This is a genomic window from Stenotrophomonas sp. 107298_Sma, assembly GCF_056480345.1.
This window is the reverse complement of record NZ_CM151094.1, coordinates 2,339,045-2,362,725: the sequence shown is the minus strand read 5'-3', so window position 1 is coordinate 2,362,725 and position 23,681 is coordinate 2,339,045. Positions and strand designations below refer to the sequence as shown.

Sequence of the window (23,681 nt, the reverse complement as noted above, 5' to 3'; positions counted from 1 at the left end):
GCTCTATGCGTCTGCGCTGGCAGGCGCATAGAGCTGATGACCCGGCAACGCGCACGCGCCGGCATACACAAAGGCCACGCTTTGCCGCGCCCGGGTGAAGGCCACGTAGTATTTCGGCGGCGCGGTGATACGCGCTGCATCGGCCGTGCGCAGGTACTGCGTCAACGGCCCGTTCGGAAAGATGAGGACCCGACTGTAGGTGCGGCCCTTGCACTGCCCAAAGTTCACCGCCGGCAGTCCGTCGCACGCCTGCCGCCGGTCATGCCGGAGCACGGTGGGGGCGAACTCCTGCATGTACGCGGCCACATCCCCTGGAGCGACGAGGTAGATGCCATCGTGTCCGGTGACCTCGCCATTGCCTGATTGGGTCCGCGGCATCTGCGGATAGAGCGTGTCAGCCATATCGCACAGGGCCTGGACGCAGCGCAGACTGGTGAGGCGGTGATCCAGCCGGCATAAGCCGTCGGCCTCCCAAATCTGAAACAGCGCTGCCAGATTCGGACCACGGTATTGGCTGTACCTTTGCGCATAGTTGGTCGCATACGTGGCTTGGCGCGTATCGCCTACCAACGTGATGGCAATCTCGCTCTTCAACAGCCGTTCGACCAGATCCAGATCAAAGCCGGCCAGATCCTGGACTTCGTCGATGTAGAGCTCGTCGTACATCGCCGCCAATCGCGCCACGACCTGGCCTTGGGTCAGCTCATCGCAGCGCACAGCGAAATCGGCCGCTCGGTCCGAATACATCCGGTTGCCCGCCAGGTAGTGGCGCGCCACCTGGGTGCGTGGGGCGCGGTTGTTGGTGACACCTTCTACGAACAGGATGGTCTCGATGCGAGGCTCAGGGCAAAGCGCAGCCTGGTACGGGCGAATGCACTGGCGCAGCAGAAAGCCATACCAGCTGTGCAAGGTGACATGCGCGGGGACCGCGCCTGCGTGGGCCTCAAACGAGCGCCGGATCTCTTCCAGGTTTTCCAGCGTGTAGGTGACAATCGCGATGCGGCGCTCAGGTCGCTCCAAGGCCTGCCGGACCAGCAACGTGGTCTTGCCCGAGCCGGCTGCCGAGAGCAGGACCCGGTTAGGTGATGGCACGCTGGACATAGTCCGGGAACCTGATCGAGTGCGGGCTATTGAAAATCGCCAAGGCCGTATCGGTCTTATGGCCCTTCATGTACTTGAGCAGCGCCACCTCATCGGCAAAGGCCTTGCCCAGCACGGTATTGAGTTCGGCCAGCGAGTTGGCTTTGATCAGCTGCTCTTCCAGCGAAGGGGCGCTCTCGTCGGAATCGTAATAGATCGCGTTGATGTGCTCGGCATAGCGCTCTTGCACAACTGCGATATCACCGTCGTTGTCGGTGATCACCTTGGCCTGAATCCTCAGTCGATCGGCAATCTGCAAGAAGCGTTTGAATGCCAACGACTTGACCGAAATGATGTCTACGCCGTGAGCCATCGGCGCCACGCCGTGATGGTCACTGTAGGCACGCTGCACGATCAGTTCGTCGGAAGGGCCTTCCACCAGGATCGCCTGCTTGGCCAGGATCAACCGCAGCGTGTCGTGGCCCGGCAGCTTCATGAAATAGTCGTGGGTATCGCTGGGCAGCTGGTCCAGCTTCATCTGGCCTTGCGCGCTGAACAGGATCACGTTGTCCACGCCCAGCTTGTTCAACACGAAGCTGCTGTGGGTGGCGATGATCACCTGCTGGGCGGTGGAGAGGGCCGCAATCTTGTCGATCAGCTGGGTCATGCTGGAATAGGACAGATGGTTCTCCGGCTCCTCGATCAGCAGCACGTGAGCCGCGCCGGCCGCGTGCATCGCCAGCTTCATCTTCACCGCGCTTTGCTCGCCCTTGCCGGCCTGGGTGAACGGGAGCTCATCCAGGTAGGGTGACAGGCTGGTTTCCCACGTTGAGCGCGGCGATGTGTCCACGCCTACCGTCAATGCCCTGTGGCTGATGTCCCCGGTGTGCTCGGTCAAGTAGGCATTGATCGCTGCCACATCCGCTTCTTCGGAAAAGCTCTGCCGCATGCGGCGGAAGCTCAGCGACAGCGAGACGCGCTGCGCAGGCGTCAGTGCCTGCTCGATGATGCCGGCGATATAGCGATCGGCACCGGACAAGGTCTTGATGCCGTGCGTGTCGATGATGGTCGAGTCGAACGGAATACTACGGGCGGTGACGCCATTGTTGGCGAAGGAGTACCAGCGCACCGTGTAGTACTCCACCGGCAGGCTGACCGCGCCCTGGTGCTGCTGCAGGTAGGCGTTGAACTCCTCGCGGTAGTCGTCGTTGAGCTCGACCAGCAGCCGGATGCCGGCGGTATCCAGACGCAGGGAGTTGTTGGTGCCGCGTAACGACGCCAGCGCGGCGTCGGCGCCCAGATAGGCTTCGATGGAGATCCGTGGCGGCGAGGCCGGCGTGCCCGTGGCAAGCGCTCCCAAGTACTCCTGCACCGTGGGCTGGTGGAACAGGTAGGGCGTGAGCTCGTAGGCAAGATTGCGCCCATGCAGCTGGCCGGTGACCACCGCGTGGATGGCCTCCAGCAGGGTGGATTTACCGACCTCGTTGTCGCCCACCACCAGGTTCATGTGGGCATTGAGGGGCAGGTCCAGATGGCGAAACGACTTGAAGTTGTCGATGACGATACGTTCGATCGGCATGCACAGTCCTATGATGGCCAACGGGCTCGGTGGCGGAGCCTGCCTGCACCCTGGCTGGCCTCCTTTCCGCTCTGGGCCATACTACCCAGCGATCGCCGGCCCTGGGCGGTTTCGTACTGCTTGGGACGCCGGGAAGGGTCAGAATCCGCCTTACGCGGGATAATTCAATATTATCCCGTATAACTATTTTCGCCGACGAGCGGTCGTCTACCTGCTTTAATAGTATGTAATTACATGGTATGTAATACATTACGAAATAAAGTGAGGTGGCACGATGGCGCGCGCAGGACTCTATAAGAGTGACGTCCAGAAGGCGCGCGACGCGCTGCTGGCCCAACGCAAGAAGCCGTCAGTCGACGCGGTGCGAGTGGCCTTGGGCAACACGGGCTCCAAGACCACGATCCACCGCTACTTGCGTGAACTGGAAGGAGAGGAAGGCGGCGGTCCGGCGAGGACGGTAGCCGTTAGTGATGCTTTGCAGGACTTGGTTGCGCGCTTGGCCTCGCGGCTCCAGGAGGAAGCAGAGGCCATCCTCACCCAGGAGCGTGAGCGCCATCAGGCTGAGCTCCACAGTCGGCAACAGGCGCTTTCCGGTGCCCAAGAGGAGGCTGCCGCCTTGAGCAGTCGGCTGCAGCGCACCGAAGCAAGCCTGCACCAAGAGCAAGCTGCTCACGCCCTCCTTCAACAGAATCTAGGTGACAGGATCGCGGAAATCGCCCAGTTGAACGAGCGCATCGCTGGCATGACGGTGCGGCTGGCTGATCATGAGGCGCATACGCGTTCTCTGGAGGACAAGCATGCCCATGCCCGGGAAGCGCTTGAGCACTACCGCACTTCAACCAAAGAGCAGCGTGAGCAAGAGCTTCGCCGTCACGAGCATCAGGTCCAAGAGCTGCAAGTAGCCTTACGTCAGGCCAATGAAGCCTTGGGCGCGAAGAATCAGGAGCTGTTGGTGCTGAACCGCGACAATGGTCAATGGCTGGAGCGCCACGGGCGGATTGAGCGTGAGCTTGCCCAGCTACGACAGGCCCACGAAGGCCAACACAGCGAGGTCGTGGCGTTGCGCCAGACCGCGACGGACTATTTGGCACTGCAGGAGCGCTGGAAGACTGACGCCAAGACCTTGGATACCATGCGCAACGAGCTAGCTCAAGTTCAAGACACCCTTGCGCGGGAGCGTGAGCGCCGCGAGAGCGCTGAAGCCGATGCGTTGCGTGCCAATGCACGTCTTGAAGCGCTAGAGCCTCTACTGAATCAACTGACGCCAGCACAAAATGCGGTGAAGAAAACTCGGCGCGGCCATGCGCAAGATGGGGGAGCCGACTGACGAGGCTGCTCGTTTGTCTGCTAGCGGCTGGGGTGGCGCTCACCTGTCCAGTACGCCCATTCCATAGGGACGACCCAATCTACAAACAGTTTGGCTACTGAGGACTCCGGTGCCAAATGATAGGGCTTGAACATGCCTTGCTCGGGCGAACTGGTCATCAGGTAGCGCAGGCGCTTCTGGACCTCCTGAAAGATGGCTTCCCGCACATGGGCGCTGTCGTGCACGCCAAGACGCATCGCCACCGAGGCACCTTGGCGTACCGCCGCCCAGCAGCAGTAACGCCACCGCGCGATCGGCAAGCCCCGCGGTCCGGATTGAAAGACGAACCCCACATCACGTGCCCAGCCTGGGTCGAAGTGATGTTTGAGCAATTGCTGCTCCAGAAACTGCTCGGTCTCCCAGAGTGCAAGTTCATCCCACAGCTCCAGTTTCGCGTCCGCCAAGTCTACATCGTGTGCCATATCGCCGAGTTGGTCTTCCAGCACCGGGAGCAGGTGCCTGCGCTCGTGGGTAGACCAGGCGAAAGCCCATTGCAGATCTTCGATGGGCGTGACCTCGGCATCGGGGCGGATCTGCCATCGATCCGCTGGCCAGGGAACTTGGATCAAGGCCAAGTCTCGCAGCGTGTCCAGCACCAGCAAGGTGGAGCGGCGTGTGGGCGCCACCGGTAGGCGTCGTAGCTGCGCGGCTAACAGTGCGGCTAGGAAAAGGGTGCCACGAAGGCCCAACTCCTCGATGCTGGCGACCCCAGATGGCGTCATTGACGAGGTTCCGGGCATGCGGTTTCCGGGGATGAGGGAGCGGCGTGGCTCCTGGGGGGGGGGCGGCGCTACCGGTGTCGCCGGTTGCCTCAAAGCTAAGAATATCTTAGTATGCAAGGCTGGGTACATCCGCCATCCTTATGGGGTCTCCATGGGGTGCGCGCGTGACTTTGTCCGTCGACTCAACACCGACCTTCGCTCGACGCCTCAAACAAGCCCGCCTGCACACGGGTTTGTCGCAGAAGGAGTTGGGCATCCGGGCCGGTCTGGATCCTCACGTGGCCAGCCCCCGAATCAACCAGTACGAGCGTGGCAAGCACGAGCCCATGCTGGAGATTGCTGAGCGGTTGGCCCAAGCGTTGGGGATCCCCGCCGCCTTCCTTTACACCGACGATGATCTGCTGGCCAAGTTGCTCCTGCGCTGGGGCTCGCTAAGCAAGCAGCAGAAGCGCGAGTTGGTGAAGCTGATCGAGGCCACGCCCGAGAAGTAAACCGAACAAGCGCTCGCCCTATGGGCAACTCTTCGCCTCAACCCGCCCTTTGGGCGCTTCTGGAGGGAGCTGCAGTGTCCGCGGCTAGTGCGACTGACAAGTCGCGACATCTCAGGCTTACTTGAGATTTTGTTCACGACCGATACACACGCGCCTTGTCTAAAGTGATATACCATGTCGCCCGTGTCAGCCTCCTCACTTCTACTGCGACTGTTCCTGATCGCCATGCTCGTGCTTAACGGCGCGTGGTCGGCGTTTGCGTCCGTCAGTATGAACCCGGTCATGGAAGAGCAGGCCAGCGAAGTGGCTGCCGCGGTGCAAGTCGACGAAGACTGCTTCGCCCATCACAGTGCTGAGCATCATCCCGATGCCACATCGATTGAAAAGGCTGGCACTGGGCATGGCGACCATGCCGGTCCCGACTGTTGCAAGTCTTCTGCGTGCCGGTGCGCCTGCGTACACGCTTGCGCGAGCGCACTTCCTGCGCGCCTGCATGTTTCGGTGCAACTGGCCTTGGGCCTGGATGTCATGCCGCTGCCCCTAGGGCATGCGGCACCTGCCTTGCCTCATCTGATCCGACCACCGATCGGCTAAGCGTCCCTAGGCGCCGCAATGGCGCCGTTGGTGTGGCTTGCATGCCTGTTTAGGCCAGCCGCCCGCTCTGTACCACCGCCCGCCGGTGGCAACACGACGCTTGGAGCATTTTCATGTCGCATGATGATTTTCGTGGTCCACGCGGTGGACCGCTGCTGCCTTCGCGGCGGCGATTTGTCCAAGGCTTGGCCTTGGGAGGCGCAGTCGCAGGATTAGGTTTCTGGCCCAAAGCCAGTTGGGCGCTCAAGGGGCCGGGACAACCCAACGTACTATCGGGCACTGAGTTTGACCTGACCATTGGCGAGACGCCGATGAACTTCACCGGCAAGACCCGCACCGCGATCACGGTCAACGGGTCCGTTCCGGCGCCGTTGCTGCGGTGGCGGGAAGGCACCACGGTCAACTTGCGCGTCTCTAATGCATTGCCCGCTAACTCCATCCATGGCGCGGACACCTCCATCCATTGGCACGGCATCATTTTGCCGGCCAACATGGACGGCGTGCCGGGTCTGAGCTTTGACGGTATCGGACGTGGTGAGACCTACCACTACCGGTTCACCCTGCATCAGGGCGGAACCTACTGGTACCACAGCCACTCCGGGTTCCAGGAACAAGCCGGGCTCTATGGCCCGATCGTCATCGACCCATTGGAGCCGGAGCCCTTCAGTTTCGATCGCGACTACGTCGTGATGCTGAGCGATTGGACAGACCTGGACCCGACGGCCCTGTTCGATCGTTTGAAGAAGATGCCGGGCCATGACAATTACTACAAGCGCACGGTCGGCGATTTTGCGCGCGATGTGAAGCGCAACGGCCTGTCGGCCACGTTGGAAGATCGCAAGATGTGGGGCGTGATGCGGATGACGCCCACGGACCTGTCCGACGTCAACGCCAACACCTACACCTACCTGATGAACGGCACGACCTCACTGGGCAACTGGACCGGTTTGTTCCGCAGTGGCGAGAAGGTGCGCCTGCGTTTCATCAATGGCTCTGCCATGACGTACTTCGATGTGCGTATTCCGGGGCTGAAGATGACCGTGGTGGCGGCAGATGGCTTGTATGTCCATCCGGTTTCCGTCGACGAGTTCCGCATCGCGGTAGCAGAAACCTTCGATGTGATCGTGGAGCCCTCCGGGCAGGACGCATTCACCATCTTTGCCCAAGACTCCGGTCGCACCGGCTACATCAGCGGCACGCTCGCTGTGCGCGAAGGATTACGCGCGCCCGTTCCGTCTGTGGATCCCCGGCCGCTGCTGACGATGGCAGACATGGGCATGGATCATGGGTCGATGGATATGTCTGGCGGCAGCAAGGGCATGGAAGGCGGCTGTGGTGCGGCCATGGGCATGCCTGGCATGACCCCACCTGTCAGCGGTAACGCGACCTCGGCCCATGCAGGCCATGCGATGCCCGCCGCCGGCGATGGTGCCATGGCAGGCATGCAGCACGGGGGCATGCAATCACACCCTGCTAGCGAGACCAACAATCCCCTGTTGGACAACCAAGCCATGAGCGTGAGTTCGCGCTTGGATGATCCGGGCAATGGCCTGCGCGATAACGGCCGTCATGTGCTGACGTATTCCATGCTCAAGAGCACCTTTGAAGACCCTGACGGACGCGACCCCGGTCGCGAGATCGAGCTGCATCTGACCGGACACATGGAGAAATTCTCCTGGGGCTTCAACGGTCAGAAGTTTTCCGATGTCGAGCCGCTGCGGCTGAACTACGGCGAGCGTATGCGCATCGTATTGGTTAACGACACGATGATGACCCATCCCATCCATTTGCACGGCATGTGGAGTGACGTGGAGGACGACAACGGCAACTTCATGGTGCGCAAGCACACGGTGGATATGCCGCCAGGTAGCCGACGCACGTATCGCGTGCGTGCCGATGCGTTGGGCAGCTGGGCGTTCCATTGCCACCTGCTTTATCACATGGAAGCCGGAATGATGCGCACGGTGAGGGTCGACGAATGAACATCAATAGACGCGATACCACCCTGACTGCGCTGACGGCTATCTCGCTGGCCCTGGCCAATGCGGCCAGCGCCCAATCTATGCAGCACGGCTCCATGCAGATGGAGCAGGGCGCGCAGACCCAGACTCAGGATCACTCTGCACATCAGGCACCGACATCAAAACCTGCGCCAGCCCAAAAGCCTGCAACACCGGCCAAGACGAGCGAAGCGACGATCGATCATGCGGCGATGGGCCACGCCGAGCCGCAGGCTAACGCAGCCGAGCCTGCCATGCAGGGCATGGACCATTCGCAGATGGGGCACGGCTCGCCCGCGAGCACACCTGCGGCGCCCACAGCGCAGGCGCAGTCGATGCAGGGCATGGATCACAGTCAGATGGCACAGCCCGCTGCAGCCGACACCTCCGGCACGGCCACGCCTGCGATGCAGGGGATGGACCATTCGCAGATGGGCCATGATTCGCCCGCGCCCGCTACACCAGAAGCGGGAATGCAATCGATGGAGGGCATGGACCACAGTCAGATGGGACACGGGCCTGCAGCGCCAACGCAGCCGCGCACCCCGATTCCCGCGGTGACGGACGCGGATCGCAAGGCGGCCATCGCGCCGGAACACGCGCATCCGGTGCATGACAACTCGATCAAGAGCTACGTGCTGCTCAATCGCCTGGAAACCTGGGATGCCGATCCGGGCACCGGGCTGGGCTGGGAGGGCCAGGGCTGGATCGGTACGGACCTCAATCGCGTCTGGCTCCGCAGTGAAGGCGAACGCACGGATGGTCAGACCGAGTCGGCTGATCTGGAAGTGCTTTACGGCCGCAGTATCTCCACGTGGTGGGATGTGGTGGCCGGTGTGCGTCATGACTTCAAGCCTGGGGCATCGCAGAACTTCGCCGCTATCGGTGTACAGGGCTTGGCGCCGATGAAGTTCGAAGTGTCCGCCACAGCCTATCTCGGCGAAGGGGGCCAGACTGCCGCCAATGTCGAGGCCGAGTACGAATTGCTGCTAACCAACCGGCTGATCTTGCAGCCGCTGGTGGAAGTCACCGCCTATGGCAAGAACGATCCATTGCGCGGGATAGGTTCGGGTCTGAGTGCCGCTGAGGCGGGGCTACGACTTCGCTATGAGTTCACCCGAAAGTTCGCTCCCTACATCGGCGTGGTGTACGAGCGCGCGTTTGGCAATACCGCAGACATGCGACGCGAGCATGGCGAGTCCTTTGAAGACACGCGCTTGGTCATCGGCCTTCGTACCTGGTTCTAAGGGGAACTGACAATGAAATCCAACAAAAAGATGTGGGTATGGCTCGGTGCCGGCGTGGCATTGGTTGCGGTGGTCGCAACCGCCACGCTCTCTCTGGGCGTGTACAACGTGGCCGCCGACGATCCGCATAGTCGCCCGGTGTATGCGCTACTTGAAACGGCGCGCGAGCGTTCCATTGAGGTGCGCGCCGCCAAGCTTCAGCTACCCACGAACCTTGATGATCCTGAGCGTATCCGCCAGGGTGCGGGCAACTACAACGCCATGTGCGTGACCTGCCATCTTTCACCAGACGCGGCGGCCACCGAGATGAGCAAGGGCCTGTACCCCGCGCCACCGAACCTAAGCAAACAGCCGGTCGCTCCAGCTGAGGCGTTCTGGGTGATCAAGCACGGCATCAAGGCCAGCGGCATGCCCGCTTGGGGCGGCAGCATGGACGATGAGTTCATATGGAACATGTCGGCCTTCCTGCAGAAGTTGCCCACGCTGGACGCGACTGCGTACAAGGAACTTGTCGACAGCAGCGAGGGCCATTCGCATGGCGGCGGCGAGACGCAAGGCCACCATGACGACGAAAAGGCCGAGGATCACCCTGCCTTATTCGAGCCGGGCAACAACTCCATGCCGCATGCGCACCCGCCGGGCGTGGACGACGATCACCACGGCCCGACACCCAGCGACACGGAAGTCGGGTTGGTGAGCCACGGCCATCCCGACGGCAAGGTGGAGTCGCACCCTGCACCACACACGCCCGTGGCCGATGACGGCCATGCGCACCCCCATTGATCTTCTTGGAGCCCACGCAATGAACGCAACAGCAATCTCGTTCACCCTCGCACTGGCACTGGCCGTCGTGTCCCCCGCAATGGCGCAGGCGACACAGCCGCACGCACATCACCCCGCTGCCGCGGCATCTGCGGACGTCGACGTCCCAGTCACTGCAGAGGCCGCGGTCGCCGTAGCGGAGCGTTTCAACAGGGCCCTGTCTAGCGGCGATCTGGCCACGGTCGAAGCCCTGCTCGCTGCCGACGTTCTCATCCTCGAGTCCGGGGGCGCCGAACGCAGCCGCGAGGAATACATGGGCCATCACGCAGTCAGCGATGCGGCGTTCCTCAAGGGCGCCCATCGCCAGCTGCTCCGTCAGCGCGCACGAGCCGCTGGCGAGTTCGCGTGGGTCGGAACCGAAAGCGAGTTGCATGCCCAGAAGGACGGCCAGCCACTGACCGTCCAGAGCGACGAGACGATGGTGCTGAAGGAGACCGCGGACGGCTGGCGGATCGTCCACATCCACTGGTCCTCGCGGACCAAGCGCTGAGTCGAGAGATTGAAATGACTACGCTCACATTGCACCGTCTGACTTTTGTGGTCCTTGCCGTGGCTGGTCTGGGTGCTTGCACCCAGGATGCTTCATCCGCGCAACCCACAACCTCGCCCTCCGCACAGGTTGTCGTCCAATCAGCCGACGCGACTCCAGCAGCCCTGCCACGCATGACCGTCCACAAGACCCCGACCTGCGGGTGCTGCGGTGTCTGGATCGACCACGTGCAGAAGGCGGGATTCACCGTGGATGTGCACGACATGGATGACCTGGGTCTGGTCAAGGAGCGGTTGGGTGTCCCCTATGCAAAGGGCTCCTGCCACACGGCCGAGATCGGCGGATACGTCATCGAAGGCCACGTTCCGGCCGCGGACATCAAGCGTCTCCTCGAAGAAAAGCCGAACGCACGCGGCCTGGTCCTCCCAGGGATGCCGCTTGGTTCTCCGGGCATGGAGGTCCCGGAGGGACGCCAGCAGCCGTTCACGGTCGAGCTGATACATCGCGACGGAACCACTGAACCGTTCGCACAGCACTGATCCGTCGCAGCAACAGGGGACGGTGTTGCGGGCGCGCCGATTCTCGCCCGCGAGGAAGAAGGAGAACTACATGACTCACCATTCCGCAGCACACCGGCCCCAGGCCATGAACGAGTGCATCGACAACTGCACGCAATGCCATGCGATCTGCCTGGAGACCATCAACTACTGCCTGACCAAAGGAGGTGTTCACGCGGCCCCGGAGCACATCGCCCTGTTGGCGACGTGTGCCGATACCTGCGCAACCAGTGCCGACGCGATGCTGCGCGGTGCCAGCGTTCACGACGTGGTTTGCGGTGCCTGCGCGGAGATCTGCCGCCAGTGCGCCGATGCATGCGACGCCATGAACGACCCTGAGATGACGCGCTGCGCCGAAGTTTGTCGCCGCTGCGCGGAAAGCTGCAGCGCCATGGCAGCGTAATGCGTCGAGGATCCCGCCTGAGCCGGTGGGATCCTCGTCTCGCGAAAGCGGAAGTATCAAGAAAATCCGACAAATCGTGGTTTCAGTGACAGTCCGACATCTAACGCTTGTCGCATCGAACACAGCGCGGCCCCTCCCGAACGGGCTTTGCATCACATTCCAATGAGGATTTATCCATATGAAGTCGTCCAACGTCATTCGCTCCTTCGCGCTCGTCCTCGCAATCGCGGCCGGGCAGTTTTCGCTGCAGGTCGCGCACGCCCACGCCGCGCTGCAGCAGTCCACACCGGCGGCAAATGCGGTGGTGGCCTCGCCAGGCCAGATCGATCTCGTGTTCAACGAGACATTGATTCCGCGGGCGTCGCGTCTCAAGTTGCTCATGAAGCACGGCAGTTCCACCATGCCGATCGAGAATTTCACGACCGAGATCGTCAACAACGGCAAGACCCTGCGTGCCAAGTTGCCTGGACCGCTGGCTCCGGGCGTCTATACCGTGGAATACCGCGCCGTCGGTGGTGACAACCACCCCATGCCGGGCAGCTTCAGCTTCACGGTGCGCTGAGGAGTCGCGAATGTTCGACCTGTCGGCTTATGCACTGAGATTCTTGGAATACCTTGTCATCATGGTTCTTTTCGGGGTTCCACTCTTCGGTTGGTACGGGTCGCGTCGATCGGCACTCGCCGACGCCTTGGCCGGGTGGTCACTCATGGGCGTTCTATTGGCGGGTGCCGTAGCCGGTCTCGTGCTCACCGGGCTCGATGTCGTCTTCAAGACCGCGGGCATCATGGGAATGCCGCTTGCCGAGGTTGATCGCGCATCGCTTGGCTGGTATCTGCTCGAGACGTCCGCGGGCCGGGCAGCCATGGCGAGAGGCGCGCTGCTGGTCGCCCTGATGTTCGTGCTCGGATGGCATCGTCGCCGCGGGAAGGTGGAGACCGCCTTCCCGCTGGGGGCGATGCTGGCGGGCGGCGCACTCGCTTCGCTGGCATGGAACGGCCACGCCGCCGCTGGCGAGGGCTTGGCAGGCGCGGTCCGGCTTGCTGCAGGCATCGTCCATCTTCTCGCGGCAGGCGGCTGGATCGCAGCGGTCCTGATGTTCCTTGCCATGCTGCTGCGCGGCAAAGAGACGAACGGCAGCGGGCGTCTGCGATCAACGCATGACTTTCTGCATGGTTTTTCGACGCTGGGAACGATCTTCGTTGGTGCGCTCATCGTGTCCGGCATCGCGCACTACGGGGATCTCACCGCGTGGTCGTTTTCGGCCCTGTTCCAGAGCACCTACGGGAAGTTGCTGCTTTTCAAACTGGCCCTGTTCGCTGGAATGCTGGGTTTGGGAGCGCTGCACCGATGGACGCTGGTGCCGCGCTTGGAACGAGCGCTGACCAGCGGAGATCCCGCGCAGGAGGTGCGGGCTTTGCGGCAGAGTGTTACGGCTGAGGCCGCGCTGGCCATCTTGATCCTGATTGTTGTTTCAGTGCTCGGGACGCTCAGCCCCGAATAGCTGTGTAACCCGCAATGGCACACTGCCTTGGCAGTCCATCCCCACTAAAGCGAGCATCGGCATGAACTCACCGTCGTCCCATGACCATCACCATTCTGCAGGCGCAGCCCCTGTCGAGGCTGCGGATGGACGGGTCATCACCAATCCCGTCCGCTATACGGACGATGCTCCCCAGCAAGTTGAAGTGACCGCCCCAGCAGCGGTGGCCCAACCCAGCGGTACCCACGCCACGGTCTACACCTGCCCGATGCATCCGCAGATTCGTCAGCCAGGTCCCGGCACCTGTCCGATCTGCGGCATGGCGCTGGAGCCGGAGATGCCCTCGCTGGAGGAGGACGACAATCCAGAGTTACGCGATTTCACCCGAAGGTTCTGGTGGACGTTGCCTTTGACGTTGATCGTCCTGGTCTTGGCCATGCTGGGACACCGTCTGCCCGGCTTGTCCACGCAGGCGCGCACCTGGATTGAGCTCGTGCTGAGCGCCCCGGTGGTGCTCTGGGCGGGGTGGCCTTTCTTTGAGCGCTGCCTACAGTCCATCGGCAATCGCAGCCCCAACATGTGGACGCTGATCGGCATCGGCGTGGCCGCCGCGTTTGGCTACAGCGTGGTGGCCACCGTGGCACCGGACCTGTTTCCGGACTCTTTCCGCGAGCATGGACGGGTAGGGGTCTACTTCGAGGCGGCAGCGGTCATCGTCTCGCTCACCCTGCTCGGACAGCTGCTGGAACTGCGGGCGCGTTCCAAAACCTCGGCGGCCATCAAGTCCCTGCTGGGATTGGCGCCCAAGACGGCTCGCCGCGTCAAACCCGATGGGGGCGAAGAGGACGTTGCGCTGGATCACGTGCACGTGGGTGATCTGCTTCGCGTACGACCGGGCGAGAAGGTGCCGGTCGATGGGGAAGTCATCGAAGGCCGCGCCAGTGTCGATGAGTCGATGCTGACCGGTGAACCCATTCCGGTGGAGAAGGCTGTCGGTGATCACGTTATAGGCGCCACGCTCAACGGGACGGGCGCCTTAGTCATCCGGGCGGACAAAGTCGGATCCGGGACGGTACTGGCGCAGATTGTGCAGTTGGTAGCCCAAGCCCAGCGCTCCCGCGCGCCGATGCAGCGTATGGCGGACAAGGTGGCGTACTGGTTTGTCCTGGCCGTGCTGGCCACGGCGGTGCTCACGTTCTTCGGATGGGGTCTGTTTGGACCCGAACCGTCCTGGACCTTTGCCGTCCTCAATGCCGTATCGGTTCTGATCATTGCTTGCCCGTGTGCCTTGGGTTTGGCTACCCCCATGTCGATCATGGTCGCCACTGGCCGCGCTGCGCAGGTCGGGGTCCTGTTCCGCGATGCTCAGGCGATCGAGCAGCTACGTCTGATCGACACGTTGATCGTGGACAAGACCGGTACGTTGACCGAGGGGCGTCCAGCCTTTCGCGACACGCTCTCCAACGCCGGCTTCGACGCCGATCAGATCCTTTGTTTGGCCGGCAGCTTGGAGCAGGGCAGTGAGCACCCCTTGGCCGAGGCCATCGTGGCTGAAGCCCAGCGACGTGGCTTGAACCTGGTGGCCGCCCAAGATTTTGATTCGCTCACCGGCCAAGGCGTCCGCGGGCGCGTGTCCGATCAGGATGTCGTGCTCGGCAACCAAAGCCTGATGGCGTCGGTTGGCGCCGATGTAGCACCTTTGCAAAGCAGCGCCGAGCGTCTTCGGAAAGAAGGCGCTAGCGTGATGTTCCTGGCGGTCAATGGTCGGTTGGCCGGCGCCATTGCGGTGGCTGATCCCATCAAAGCCACGACCTTGCCTGCCTTGAACCTGCTACGTGCCGATGGCCTGCACGTGGTGATGGCCTCCGGTGACGCACAGGCGACGGCCGAGGCCGTGGGGCGCACGCTGGGCATCGAGGATGTGCGTGGTGGCGTCAAGCCGCAGGACAAGGCCGACCTGGTCCAGCAACTCAAAGCCCAGGGTCGTCGCGTGGCCATGGCTGGCGATGGCATCAACGATGCGCCGGCCCTGGCGGCAGCCGATGTGGGCATCGCGATGGGGACGGGCACGGATGTGGCCATGTCCAGCGCCCAGCTCACCCTGGTCAAGGGTGATTTGAGGCGCATCGTGCAAGCCCGTGCCATCTCGTCTTTGACGGTGGCCAATATGAAGCAGAACCTGGGCTTCGCCTTCGTCTACAACGCCATCGGCGTGCCTATCGCCGCCGGCTTGCTGTATCCCAGCTTCGGCCTTTTGCTCAGTCCGATGATGGCGGCCCTGGCCATGAGCCTGAGCTCGGTTTCGGTGGTCACCAATGCCCTGCGTTTGTCCGGCTCCACCGTTGTTGCCACCCCCCACCCTGACCGCGCCGATGAGCCTGCGCGCGGCCATTCCTGTCACTGATGGCTCATATCCCACAAGGAGTACTGCAATGAAGCGTTATGCCTCCCTCTCGATGATGGCCTTGTTCCTGATGGCGGGCGCGGCCTTCGCCGGCGGCCAGACCACCACGCCCACCACCGACCACGGTCAGCACAAGCCGGCGGCGGCCGATGCCGATTTCACCAAGCTCGATGCCAACAAGGACGGCTCGCTGTCCAAGGAAGAACTGGCCAAGCACAAGCTGGCGCCGCACTTTGGCATGCTCGATAGCAACAAAGATGGCAAGCTGAGCCCGCAGGAATTCGCTGCCGGCAAGGGTATGTAAGTGTTCTCAGCCCGGGAGCTGTTCCAACAGTTCGCGGGTTCTTCCGCCGTTCTGCCATTCCCACGGAGATTGTTATGTCCTCTTCGCACGGTACGCACGAAAACGCGCAAGACCCGCAGTCCCAGCACGCAAAACCGCACGCCTCACACCAACCTGCCCACCAGGCACAACAAGGGCATCAAGGCCATTACGGCCGCCTGTTGTTGATGATGGGCCTGTCTTTCGTGGCCATGTACGCATTGATGTACGCAATGGTCGATCAGTGGGCTAACGTCTATAACAACGTGAACCAGTTCTACATGGCGGGCCTGATGGCCGCTCCCATGCTGCTGATCGAGCTGTGGCTAATGTCCAGCATGTACCCCGATCGCCGACGCAATCTGATTCTGGCTGGTCTGACGGTGGCGTTCATGCTGTTCTGCTGGTGGGGCATTCGCACTCAAGCAGCGGTCACTGACAAACAGTTCATCCGTTCGATGATTCCCCACCACGCTGGCGCCATCCTGATGTGTGAGGAGAATCGTCTGAAGGATCCTGAGTTGGTGAAGCTCTGCCAGGACATTATTACCTCGCAGACACAGGAGATCGCGCAAATGAAGCAGTTGCTGGCTGAGCGTTCCCATTAGCTCACTGCCTTTTGCCAGCCGATATCACTTCACTGAGCCTGCGCACTGACCATTCGGTGGATCAAACGCGCGGCCACACGTGCGGTGGCTTGATCCGGATCCAGGGGCGGACACAGTTCCGCCACGTCGACCACACGTACCTTGCCCGAGGCCATGACCAGATCCAGCAGGGCTTCCAGGACCTCCAGACTCACCCCGCGTGGGTTGGGGGCGCTCACGCCCGGGGCCACCACCATTGAGTACGCCGGCAAGATCACCAGCGGCTTGGGTAGCTACACCCAGTGGCGTGGCTTGGGCTCACTGCGTATGGGCAAGAACCGTTGGACCGGCGTCTATTCGGCGCAGTACATCGGCAGCGCGGACGACATCATCGCCGTGCCCGACACGATCGGCTCGCATGTGTCCAGCGTGGTGTACCACAGCCTGCAACTGAGCTACGGCATCAAGAAGAAGTGGGATATCTCCGCCGGCGTTGAAAAAGTGCTCGATAAGAAGGCGCCGTTCGTGAAGAACAACCCCAACACCGACACCGACACCATGACGTACGACTTGCTGGGTCGTCGCTGGAATGTCCGCTTTGGTTACCACTGGTAAGCCACGATCACGAGGAGCTACACATCATGAGAAACACGCAACTATCCGCCACACTACTGCTGTTCGCTGTGGCCGGCAGTGCCGGTGCGCACGACCTGTTTGTCGCTTTCTCCAAGCCTGGCACCGCAGCGGGCGAGGCGAACACAGCGTTGGTGAACAATGGCACCTTCGATGAAAGTGCAGGTGCAGTCACCCGAGCGCGTCTACAGGACGTTTCGCTGAGTCAGGGCGGCGCTAAGGCTGCACCGGACTTGGCCAGTTGGAAAGAGGTCGGCAAGCAGAGCCAGCTCACCGTGCATCCGGCGGGCGAGGGCACCTATCTGCTGGGGGTCTCGACGATGGCCTCCACCAGCACGCGTACGGCCAGCGAGTTCGGCAAGTACCTGGAGTTGGAAGACTTGCCCGATACCCTGGCCACCTATGATGCGAGCAAGTTTCCCAAAGGGGTCACCTATAGCTATACCAAGCATGCTCGTACCATTGGACAGGTGGGCACAAAACTGACCGACGATTTCGCTGCCTCGCTGGGCTATCCGCTGGAGATCCGCTTGGCCCGCAATCCTGGAAGCGTGAAGGTCGGCGAACAGCTGTCGTTCCAGGTGCTGCAGCAGGGCACGCCAGTGCCCAACCTACGCGTGTACGTCGGTCATCGTGCTGACGCACCGGTCAAGGGTGGGCACGGTAGCGCTACGCTCCTGCGCACCGATGCCCAAGGCCAAGCCAGTTTCCAGGTGACCACCGCCAAGACCTGGTACATCCACACCAATCACATTGTGCCCTCTACACAAAAGGGTTTGGATTTTGTGTCGGATCGGGCGTCGCTGAGCTTTGAGATTTCCCCGCACGCCGGGCACTGATAAGTAAGCATGTAGGCGGTACTCTCCCCTTTGACGCCAGTCATGACTTCTTCCATGACTGGCGTCTTTTTGTGGGGACTTACCTCAAGTGCTCAGTCTGTCTCTCATTGGTCGCCCCGCGCCGCGCGCAATCCACGTCGCCGCACTAGATAGAACGCTGCGGGAATCACCACCATAGAGAGCACCGGTGCGGTGAGCATGCCACCCAGCATCGGCGCGGCGATACGTTGCATGACCTCCGAGCCGGCACCGGCACCGACGAAAAGCGGAAACAACCCGGCCAGGATGACGGCTACCGTCATCGCCTTCGGGCGCACCCGTTGCACGGCGCCTTCGTAGATAGCCTCTTGCAGGGTAGACACATCTTCCGGCGCACCGCTGGCCAAGCGCTGCTCCCAGGCATGACGCAGGTACAGCAGCATGATGACGCCGAACTCAGCCGCAACGCCGCCCAGGGCGATGAATCCGATCATGCTGGCCACCGAAATCGCATGGCCCAGCCCCCAGATCAACCAGAAACCGCCCACCAACGCCAAGGGCAAGCTGAGCAGGATGATGGATACATCGCTAAGCCGGCGAAACACCATCCAGATGACCAGGAAGATGATCGCCAACGCCGCGGGCACCACCCATTGCAGGCGTGCCAAAGCCCGTTGCAGATACTCGTACTGCCCCGACCACGCCAGACCATAGCCGGCAGGCAAACTCACCTGGGTCTGCACCGCGGCTTGCAGGTCCTGGACCACCGATCCCAAGTCGCGATCGGCCACATCCACGTAGATGTAGCCCACCAACCGGCCGTTATCGCTCTTGAGCATCGGCGGGCCTGGGCTGATTGACAGCTCCGCCACCTGGCTCAAGGTCAGTTGCACACCGCCTGGCGCGATCAGCGGCAGATCCTGCAAGGCCTGCAACGAGTCACGCTGGCCACGGGGGTAGCGCAAGACGATGGGATAGCGTTCGCGCCCCTCGATCGTTTCCCCGATTGGATCACCGCCAACGACCGTGGCAATCAGTTGCTGGAGTTGGCCTTGAGTGAATCCGTAACGTGCAGCGATTTCCGGGCGCACCTGTACATCGACATAGCGCCCACCCGTGACGCGTTCGGCCAGTGCCGAACTCACGCCGGGCACAGTCTTGGCCACCTGCTCGATCTGCTGGCTCAGGCGCTCGATCTGCTCCACATCGGGTCCGGAGACCTTGATCCCAATCGGGCTCTTGATGCCGGTGGCCAACATATCGATGCGATTGCGAATGGGCGGGACCCATAGGTTGGTCAGACCGGGAATCTTGACCGCTGCGTCCAACTCCTGGCGTAGCTTCTGGGGGGTCATGCCCGGGCGCCATTGATCCCGCGGCTTGAAGGTCACGGTGGTCTCAAACATTTCGATCGGTGCCGGATCGGTCGCACTTTCGGCACGGCCCGCCTTGCCGAACACGTGCTCAACCTCCGGTACGGTCTTGATCATCCGGCCCGAGAGCTGGAGCAACTGACGGGCCTTGTCGGCGGACAGGCCGGGCAGGGCCGTGGGCATGTACAACAGGCTGCCTTCTTCCAAGGGCGGCATGAACTCACTGCCCAACCGGCTAAAGGGGATCAAGGTGAGCACTAGCAGCAGGCCGCTGAGCAGCAAGGTGACACCGGGATGTTTGAGGACCCACAGCAGGATGGGCCGATAGCCAGCGATCAGGATGCGATTGATGGGGTTCTGCTGTTCCGGGCGGATGCGGCCGCGGATCAGGTAGCCCATCAAGACGGGGATCAAGGTCACCGACAACCCTGCTGCGGCGGCCATCGCGTAGGTCTTGGTGTAGGCCAGAGGCGAGAACAATCGCCCTTCCTGCGCCTGCAGGGCAAAAACCGGCACGAAAGACAGGGTGATGACCAGCAAGCTGGCGAACAGGGCCGGTCCGACCTCGGCCGCCGAGCGGGCCATCAGCTGCCAGCGCTCCTCACCCTGAGGTTCCCGGCCGTGCGCCTCCCGCCAGTGCTCCAGATGCTTGTGTGCATTTTCGATCATCACCACCGCTGCATCGACCATCGCACCAATGGCGATGGCGATGCCGCCTAATGACAGCAAGTTGGCGGAGATCCCCTGGGCGTGCATCACGATGAAGGCCGCCAGGATACCCAAAGGCAGGGTGATGACGGCCACCAACGCCGAGCGTAGGTGCCACAGGAACAGCAGGCATACCAGCGCTACGACCAGAAACTCTTCGCCAAGCTTGTGGGTGAGGTTGCGTACCGCATCCTGGATCAGCTCGGAGCGGTCGTACACCGGCACCACTTCCACGCCCTCGGGCAAGCTGGATTGCAACGCCTGCAGTCGCGCTTTGACGTTCCGAATGGCCCCCAAGGCATCCTTGCCGGTCCGCAGGACGATCACGCCGCCGGCCACCTCACCTTGACCATCCAACTCTGCGATACCACGACGGAAGACCGGCCCGCGACTGATCGTGGCCACCTCGCCGAGCAGGACGGGGATGCCGTCGTTGCCGGTTACCGGCACCTGTTCGAACGCCTCCTGTGTGCGCAGGTAGCCTTCGCTGCGCACCATCAGTTCGGCTTCGCCTTGTTCGATCACCGAGCCCCCGGTAGCGCCGTTGGCCGCATCCACCGCCTCGATGAGCTCGGCCACCGTCAGTCCACGGGCCGCCAACGCCTGCGGATCGGGCTGGATCTGCCAGGCGCGCACCGCACCGCCCACACTGGCTACTTCAGCCACGTCCGGCACGGTTTTTAGCTCATAACGAAGAAACCAGTCCTGCAACGCACGCAGCTGCCCCACATCACGTTGACCTGTCCGATCCACCAAGGCGTACTGGTAGATCCAGCCCAGTCCTGTCGCATCAGGACCCAGCGCCGGATTCACATTCGGCGGAAGTCGATCGCGTACCTGGCTCAAGTACTCGAGCACTCGAGAGCGCGCCCAGTAAAGATCAGTGGCATCGTCAAACAGGATGTAGACGAATGAATCACCGAAGAAGGAGAAGCCGCGTACCGCCTTCACGCCCGGCACGGACAACATCGTGGTGGCCAACGGGTAGGTGACCTGGTCTTCGATGATGCGCGGGGTTTGCCCCGCCCATTGCGTGCGGATGATGACCTGGGTATCGGACAGGTCCGGCAGCGCATCCAGCGGCGTGTTCTTTACCGACCAGATACCGACCACCGCCAGCAGCGCGGCGGCAACCAGCACCAGCACGCGATTGGCGATGCAAGCATGGATCAGGCGCGCGATCATGGTGTGCCCTCCATCGCTTCGGACATGACCTCGCTTGCCTGGCAATCAGCGGCTGCGGCGGGGCCGAACTTGGGTACCAACTGCATATCCATGAACGGTGACTTGCCCGGCTTGTCGAAATGCTTCTCCGGCACCATCGGGTCATACCAGTACTGCACCGGGCAGCGCGGCGGCGTAGAGGTGGAGGTGTCTGGCGCGACAGGCGCCGGCTGTCTGGACGGTGACGGCACGACAGTGCGTGGTTCGTGCCCGGCGTCATGGCGCTCGTGCACACCTGATGCGCTGGCAGGGCGTGTCGGTTGTGCAGCACCCAGGCGCTCCAACGCACCGGAGAGACTGGCTTCGGAGTCGAGCAAGAACTGACCCGAGACGACCACGCGTTCACCACCGGCCAAGCCTGCCACGATCTGCGTGCGCCCTTGCACGCTACGTCCCACACTCACCCGCACTGGCCGGAAGCTCCCGTCCGGATCCTGCACGATGACCCGGCTGTCCCGCCCGGTGGCGATCAGCGCCTCCGTGGGAACGACTGGCAGGGCCTGCTCGGCGTCGGGCTGCACCAGAACCTCGGCGAACATGCCCGGCACCAGCCGACGCTGCGGGTTGCGCAGCACAATTCGCGCCCGCTGCGTGCGACTAGCCATGTCGACCTGGGGAAGCAACGCCTGGATCTGTCCGGCAAAGCGCTCTGCCGGCCAGGCACTGACCGTGGCCTGCACTGAGGTCCCCGGCCGCAAGGTGCCCAGCGCTGCCTGGGGTACCGAGGCCTCCAGCCACAACGTGTCCAGCCCATTGATCTTGAACAGTGGCGTACCGGGCATCACCGTCTGTCCCTCGCGTGCCAGGATCTCGGTCACGACACCACTGTGGTCTGCGCTAAGCACGACGCCACTTCTGGCCGAGGCGCCAGAAGGAACACCCAACGAACGCAACCGTTGTTGCGCCGCACCCTGCAGCTCACGCGCGCCCGCGGACTGAGCTTGGCTCAGGGCATGTGCTTCGGCGATGGCCGCGTTCCATGCCGGGGCCTGCACGGTGGCCAGCGTTTGACCACGACGAACCTCGGTAAACGGCGCCTTTACCTGCACGTGGGTGATCAAGCCTTCCATGCGCGCACTGATCACGCTTTCCTGGGTCAGATCCCACGTCAGTGTGCCCGGCACGCGTACGGCAGTCCCTAGTAACTCTACCGTCACTTCCTGAGTGCGTATGCCCACGTTCTGCTGCAGGCGCGGATCGATCTGCGTTCCGCCCCCTATGGCCTCATCTGCGTATTTGGGCAGCAACTCCATATCCATGAACGGAGATTTGCCCGGCTTGTCGAATCGCTGCTCCGGCGCCATGGGGTCGTACCAGTACAGCACCTTGCGTGCTTGATCTGCGACGCTCGTGCCGGGGGGCGGGGTGGTATCAGAGGTTCGAGTCATCCAGGCGTAGCCGCCGGCAAAGCCGAGCGCCAGCAACCCGAGGGCCACGGCGAGCTGTGTGAGACGCGTCTTGGTCGGGCTCATGGCGTGTTCTCCTCATGGGGTAGCAGATAGGCCAGTGCCGCCCAGGCACGGCCCTGTTCGCCCAGCAGACGGGCGTTCTCCAGGTGCAATTCGATCTCATCGCGCCGCGCTTCCAGCCACGGCTGCAGGTCGGCACCGGCGCCGTAGGCGGCCAACGCCGTGCGTGCACGATCGCGCGCCAAAGGCAGGCTCTGCGTGTTCTGGCGCTCCAACTGGCCGGTTAACCCGCGCCATCGCGCTATCGCGCGTTGCACCGACTCGGCTTGGATGCGCCGGGCCTCATCGCGCTCTGCGGACACCGCCTCCAGCTCGGCCCGCCGTGCCGCGATGCCTCGTGCTTGGCGGTTCTTCTGGAACAGCGGCAGGCCCACACCCACTTCCACCATGAGCATGTCGCTGCGCGCCATGCCGTCGGGTGCGCGCTCGCGACGTCCGTAGGTGAGCTCCACACTCCAATCCGGGCGGGTTTCGGCCACGGCCGCATCCACCTGGGCCTGGGCTAAGCTCTCGCGTGCCTCCCAGCCCAGTAGTGGCGTGTGTTGGTCCAGTTTGGCCAGCAGTTGGGTGGGCTCCAATGGCAACTGCGAAAAATCCGGTGCCGCACCACTGGCCAAGATCGCCTCTGGTGCAATACCCAACCACCGCGCCAGGCCGGCCTGCGCGGCGGCGTGCTCCGCATGTACCTGCTCCAGGCGATTGTCCAACTGCAGTAGGGCGGCCTGGGCGGCAAGCACATCACTGGCCCCGGCCGTGCCGCCTGCCAAGCGAGCACGCGCCGCACGCTCGGCTATACGGGCCGGCTCGCGCAGACCTTCCAACGCATCTACGGCTTGCTGCGTACTCCACAGCTCGATCCAGGCCAGCGCGGCCGCTTGGGCCACCATCTGCTGTTCGGCCATCGACAGTGAGCGCGCTTGCGCCAGCGTCGCTTGCGCCAACGCGTGCTCGGCACGTCGTTTCGCACGCGCAGGAAACTCCTGCATCAGACCGATTTGCTGGGTGGTCATCTCATCGGCCCGCAAGCTGAAGGCATCGGGTCCGCTGACGGGCCAGTTCGCCAGCCCCACGATCAAACGTGGGTCGGGAAGCGCGCCAGCACGCGCGGCTTCTTCGGTACTGGCATCGATCTGCGATCGGCGCACCTGCAGGGTTGGGGCGTTAGCAAGCGCCCGTTGTAGGGCTTCTGTGTAGCTGATCGGGATAGCGGGCGATGCCGCCAGCACAGGACCACTGAGCGCCAGGGCAAACACGAACCCACACGCCATCTTGCGCCTTGCACGCAAGAAGAAAGACATCTCCATAAGACCT

At 62.6% G+C, this 23,681-nt stretch carries 23 protein-coding genes; 16 read left to right on the top strand and 7 right to left on the bottom strand.

Features of this window, described 5'->3' with window-relative positions; translation table 11 throughout:
* Nucleotides 1-3 precede the first annotated feature (3 nt).
* Both ACZK2G_RS11080 and ACZK2G_RS11075 read right to left on the bottom strand, forming a co-directional pair.
* On the bottom strand, nt 4-1,101 hold the full coding sequence (locus ACZK2G_RS11080; protein ID WP_043033512.1) for a UvrD-helicase domain-containing protein: 1,098 nt from the start codon (nt 1,099-1,101) through the stop codon (nt 4-6).
* On the bottom strand, nt 1,079-2,659 hold the full coding sequence (locus tag ACZK2G_RS11075) for an ATP-dependent nuclease (protein WP_026070029.1): 1,581 nt from the start codon (nt 2,657-2,659) through the stop codon (nt 1,079-1,081). Before ACZK2G_RS11075 ends, ACZK2G_RS11080 begins: the two co-directional genes overlap by 23 nt.
* Nucleotides 2,660-2,933: 274 nt before the next feature.
* Between ACZK2G_RS11075 and ACZK2G_RS11070 the strand changes: the two genes are divergently transcribed.
* Nucleotides 2,934-3,986, top strand: a complete 1,053-nt coding sequence (locus ACZK2G_RS11070) for a DNA-binding protein (RefSeq protein WP_021201903.1) — start codon at nt 2,934-2,936, stop codon at nt 3,984-3,986.
* 20 nt (nt 3,987-4,006) lie between these two features.
* Here the strand turns inward: ACZK2G_RS11070 and ACZK2G_RS11065 are convergent, their stop codons facing one another.
* Nucleotides 4,007-4,765, bottom strand: a complete 759-nt coding sequence (locus ACZK2G_RS11065) for a hypothetical protein (RefSeq protein ID WP_223224790.1) — start codon at nt 4,763-4,765, stop codon at nt 4,007-4,009.
* Between the two features lie 122 nt (nt 4,766-4,887).
* On the opposite strand from ACZK2G_RS11065, the gene ACZK2G_RS11060 reads away from it, so the two are divergent.
* The 13 genes from ACZK2G_RS11060 (at nt 4,888) to ACZK2G_RS11000 (ending at nt 16,166) form a co-directional block, all read left to right on the top strand.
* Entirely contained in the window at nt 4,888-5,238 is a 351-nt protein-coding gene (locus tag ACZK2G_RS11060) for a helix-turn-helix domain-containing protein (protein ID WP_043033515.1), read from the top strand.
* Nucleotides 5,239-5,412: 174 nt separating this feature from the next.
* Nucleotides 5,413-5,832: a transcriptional regulator CopL gene (copL, locus tag ACZK2G_RS11055; RefSeq protein WP_012480218.1), complete on the top strand. Its 420-nt coding sequence runs from the start codon at nt 5,413-5,415 to the stop codon at nt 5,830-5,832.
* Between the two features lie 113 nt (nt 5,833-5,945).
* Nucleotides 5,946-7,814 carry a copper resistance system multicopper oxidase gene (locus ACZK2G_RS11050; RefSeq protein ID WP_012480217.1) on the top strand — a complete coding sequence of 623 codons (1,869 nt, stop codon included), beginning with the start codon at nt 5,946-5,948 and terminating at the stop codon, nt 7,812-7,814.
* A complete protein-coding gene (locus tag ACZK2G_RS11045; RefSeq protein ID WP_005413421.1) occupies nt 7,811-9,079 on the top strand; it encodes a copper-binding protein CopB in 1,269 nt (422 codons plus the stop codon). Before ACZK2G_RS11050 ends, ACZK2G_RS11045 begins: the two co-directional genes overlap by 4 nt.
* A gap of 12 nt (nt 9,080-9,091) precedes the next feature.
* Nucleotides 9,092-9,862 carry a c-type cytochrome gene (locus ACZK2G_RS11040; RefSeq protein WP_005413420.1) on the top strand — a complete coding sequence of 257 codons (771 nt, stop codon included), beginning with the start codon at nt 9,092-9,094 and terminating at the stop codon, nt 9,860-9,862.
* Nucleotides 9,846-10,391, top strand: a complete 546-nt coding sequence (locus tag ACZK2G_RS11035) for a nuclear transport factor 2 family protein (protein WP_223224792.1) — start codon at nt 9,846-9,848, stop codon at nt 10,389-10,391. Before ACZK2G_RS11040 ends, ACZK2G_RS11035 begins: the two co-directional genes overlap by 17 nt.
* Nucleotides 10,392-10,405: 14 nt before the next feature.
* The gene (locus ACZK2G_RS11030) at nt 10,406-10,930 is read left to right on the top strand and encodes a DUF411 domain-containing protein (RefSeq protein ID WP_012480214.1); all 525 of its coding nucleotides are present in this window, start codon (nt 10,406-10,408) and stop codon (nt 10,928-10,930) included.
* A gap of 70 nt (nt 10,931-11,000) precedes the next feature.
* A complete protein-coding gene (locus tag ACZK2G_RS11025; RefSeq protein ID WP_012480213.1) occupies nt 11,001-11,351 on the top strand; it encodes a four-helix bundle copper-binding protein in 351 nt (116 codons plus the stop codon).
* Nucleotides 11,352-11,529: 178 nt separating this feature from the next.
* Nucleotides 11,530-11,913, top strand: coding sequence for a copper homeostasis periplasmic binding protein CopC (copC, locus tag ACZK2G_RS11020; RefSeq protein ID WP_005413416.1), 384 nt, complete (start codon nt 11,530-11,532; stop codon nt 11,911-11,913).
* Between the two features lie 10 nt (nt 11,914-11,923).
* Nucleotides 11,924-12,853, top strand: coding sequence for a copper homeostasis membrane protein CopD (gene copD / locus ACZK2G_RS11015; RefSeq protein WP_017354978.1), 930 nt, complete (start codon nt 11,924-11,926; stop codon nt 12,851-12,853).
* Between the two features lie 247 nt (nt 12,854-13,100).
* Nucleotides 13,101-15,236, top strand: coding sequence for a copper-transporting P-type ATPase (locus ACZK2G_RS11010; RefSeq protein ID WP_024957401.1), 2,136 nt, complete (start codon nt 13,101-13,103; stop codon nt 15,234-15,236).
* Between the two features lie 28 nt (nt 15,237-15,264).
* Nucleotides 15,265-15,540 (top strand): hypothetical protein, encoded by a 276-nt coding sequence (locus ACZK2G_RS11005; RefSeq protein WP_005413412.1) that lies wholly within the window; start codon nt 15,265-15,267, stop codon nt 15,538-15,540.
* Between the two features lie 74 nt (nt 15,541-15,614).
* Nucleotides 15,615-16,166 (top strand): DUF305 domain-containing protein, encoded by a 552-nt coding sequence (locus ACZK2G_RS11000; protein ID WP_031269107.1) that lies wholly within the window; start codon nt 15,615-15,617, stop codon nt 16,164-16,166.
* A 29-nt stretch (nt 16,167-16,195) separates the two neighbouring features.
* Here ACZK2G_RS11000 and ACZK2G_RS10995 read toward each other — a convergent pair whose 3' ends face one another.
* A complete protein-coding gene (locus tag ACZK2G_RS10995; RefSeq protein WP_187756563.1) occupies nt 16,196-16,384 on the bottom strand; it encodes an arginase family protein in 189 nt (62 codons plus the stop codon).
* Nucleotides 16,385-16,430: 46 nt separating this feature from the next.
* Here ACZK2G_RS10995 and ACZK2G_RS10990 point away from each other — a divergent pair, with 46 nt between their 5' ends.
* Both ACZK2G_RS10990 and ACZK2G_RS10985 read left to right on the top strand, forming a co-directional pair.
* Nucleotides 16,431-16,760: a TonB-dependent receptor gene (locus ACZK2G_RS10990; protein ID WP_223025135.1), complete on the top strand. Its 330-nt coding sequence runs from the start codon at nt 16,431-16,433 to the stop codon at nt 16,758-16,760.
* A gap of 26 nt (nt 16,761-16,786) precedes the next feature.
* Nucleotides 16,787-17,617: a DUF4198 domain-containing protein gene (locus ACZK2G_RS10985; protein WP_005413408.1), complete on the top strand. Its 831-nt coding sequence runs from the start codon at nt 16,787-16,789 to the stop codon at nt 17,615-17,617.
* Between the two features lie 104 nt (nt 17,618-17,721).
* On the opposite strand, the gene ACZK2G_RS10980 is transcribed toward ACZK2G_RS10985, so the two are convergent.
* The 3 genes from ACZK2G_RS10980 to ACZK2G_RS10970 are packed head-to-tail and all read right to left on the bottom strand — an operon-like array spanning nt 17,722 to nt 23,674.
* A complete protein-coding gene (locus tag ACZK2G_RS10980; RefSeq protein WP_005413407.1) occupies nt 17,722-20,862 on the bottom strand; it encodes an efflux RND transporter permease subunit in 3,141 nt (1,046 codons plus the stop codon).
* Nucleotides 20,859-22,373, bottom strand: coding sequence for an efflux RND transporter periplasmic adaptor subunit (locus ACZK2G_RS10975; RefSeq protein WP_005413406.1), 1,515 nt, complete (start codon nt 22,371-22,373; stop codon nt 20,859-20,861). Before ACZK2G_RS10975 ends, ACZK2G_RS10980 begins: the two co-directional genes overlap by 4 nt.
* Nucleotides 22,370-23,674: a TolC family protein gene (locus ACZK2G_RS10970; RefSeq protein ID WP_170935783.1), complete on the bottom strand. Its 1,305-nt coding sequence runs from the start codon at nt 23,672-23,674 to the stop codon at nt 22,370-22,372. Before ACZK2G_RS10970 ends, ACZK2G_RS10975 begins: the two co-directional genes overlap by 4 nt.
* Nucleotides 23,675-23,681 lie beyond the last annotated feature (7 nt).

Bases quoted from the DNA above. Each gene is read 5' to 3' on its own strand.
- ACZK2G_RS11040 (WP_005413420.1), top strand. From the start codon at position 9,092: ATGAAATCCAACAAAAAGATGTGGGTATGGCTCGGTGCCGGCGTGGCA.
- ACZK2G_RS11075 (WP_026070029.1), bottom strand. From the start codon at position 2,659: ATGCCGATCGAACGTATCGTCATCGACAACTTCAAGTCGTTTCGCCAT.
- copD (WP_017354978.1), top strand. From the start codon at position 11,924: ATGTTCGACCTGTCGGCTTATGCACTGAGATTCTTGGAATACCTTGTC.
- ACZK2G_RS11025 (WP_012480213.1), top strand. From the start codon at position 11,001: ATGACTCACCATTCCGCAGCACACCGGCCCCAGGCCATGAACGAGTGC.
- ACZK2G_RS11010 (WP_024957401.1), top strand. From the start codon at position 13,101: ATGCATCCGCAGATTCGTCAGCCAGGTCCCGGCACCTGTCCGATCTGC.
- ACZK2G_RS11080 (WP_043033512.1), bottom strand. From the start codon at position 1,101: ATGTCCAGCGTGCCATCACCTAACCGGGTCCTGCTCTCGGCAGCCGGC.
- ACZK2G_RS11000 (WP_031269107.1), top strand. From the start codon at position 15,615: ATGTCCTCTTCGCACGGTACGCACGAAAACGCGCAAGACCCGCAGTCC.
- ACZK2G_RS11045 (WP_005413421.1), top strand. From the start codon at position 7,811: ATGAACATCAATAGACGCGATACCACCCTGACTGCGCTGACGGCTATC.
- ACZK2G_RS10975 (WP_005413406.1), bottom strand. From the start codon at position 22,373: ATGAGCCCGACCAAGACGCGTCTCACACAGCTCGCCGTGGCCCTCGGG.
- ACZK2G_RS10985 (WP_005413408.1), top strand. From the start codon at position 16,787: ATGAGAAACACGCAACTATCCGCCACACTACTGCTGTTCGCTGTGGCC.
- ACZK2G_RS11070 (WP_021201903.1), top strand. From the start codon at position 2,934: ATGGCGCGCGCAGGACTCTATAAGAGTGACGTCCAGAAGGCGCGCGAC.
- copC (WP_005413416.1), top strand. From the start codon at position 11,530: ATGAAGTCGTCCAACGTCATTCGCTCCTTCGCGCTCGTCCTCGCAATC.
- ACZK2G_RS11005 (WP_005413412.1), top strand. From the start codon at position 15,265: ATGAAGCGTTATGCCTCCCTCTCGATGATGGCCTTGTTCCTGATGGCG.
- ACZK2G_RS10980 (WP_005413407.1), bottom strand. From the start codon at position 20,862: ATGATCGCGCGCCTGATCCATGCTTGCATCGCCAATCGCGTGCTGGTG.
- ACZK2G_RS10970 (WP_170935783.1), bottom strand. From the start codon at position 23,674: ATGGAGATGTCTTTCTTCTTGCGTGCAAGGCGCAAGATGGCGTGTGGG.
- copL (WP_012480218.1), top strand. From the start codon at position 5,413: ATGTCGCCCGTGTCAGCCTCCTCACTTCTACTGCGACTGTTCCTGATC.
- ACZK2G_RS11060 (WP_043033515.1), top strand. From the start codon at position 4,888: ATGGGGTCTCCATGGGGTGCGCGCGTGACTTTGTCCGTCGACTCAACA.
- ACZK2G_RS11035 (WP_223224792.1), top strand. From the start codon at position 9,846: ATGCGCACCCCCATTGATCTTCTTGGAGCCCACGCAATGAACGCAACA.
- ACZK2G_RS11030 (WP_012480214.1), top strand. From the start codon at position 10,406: ATGACTACGCTCACATTGCACCGTCTGACTTTTGTGGTCCTTGCCGTG.
- ACZK2G_RS11065 (WP_223224790.1), bottom strand. From the start codon at position 4,765: ATGCCCGGAACCTCGTCAATGACGCCATCTGGGGTCGCCAGCATCGAG.
- ACZK2G_RS11050 (WP_012480217.1), top strand. From the start codon at position 5,946: ATGTCGCATGATGATTTTCGTGGTCCACGCGGTGGACCGCTGCTGCCT.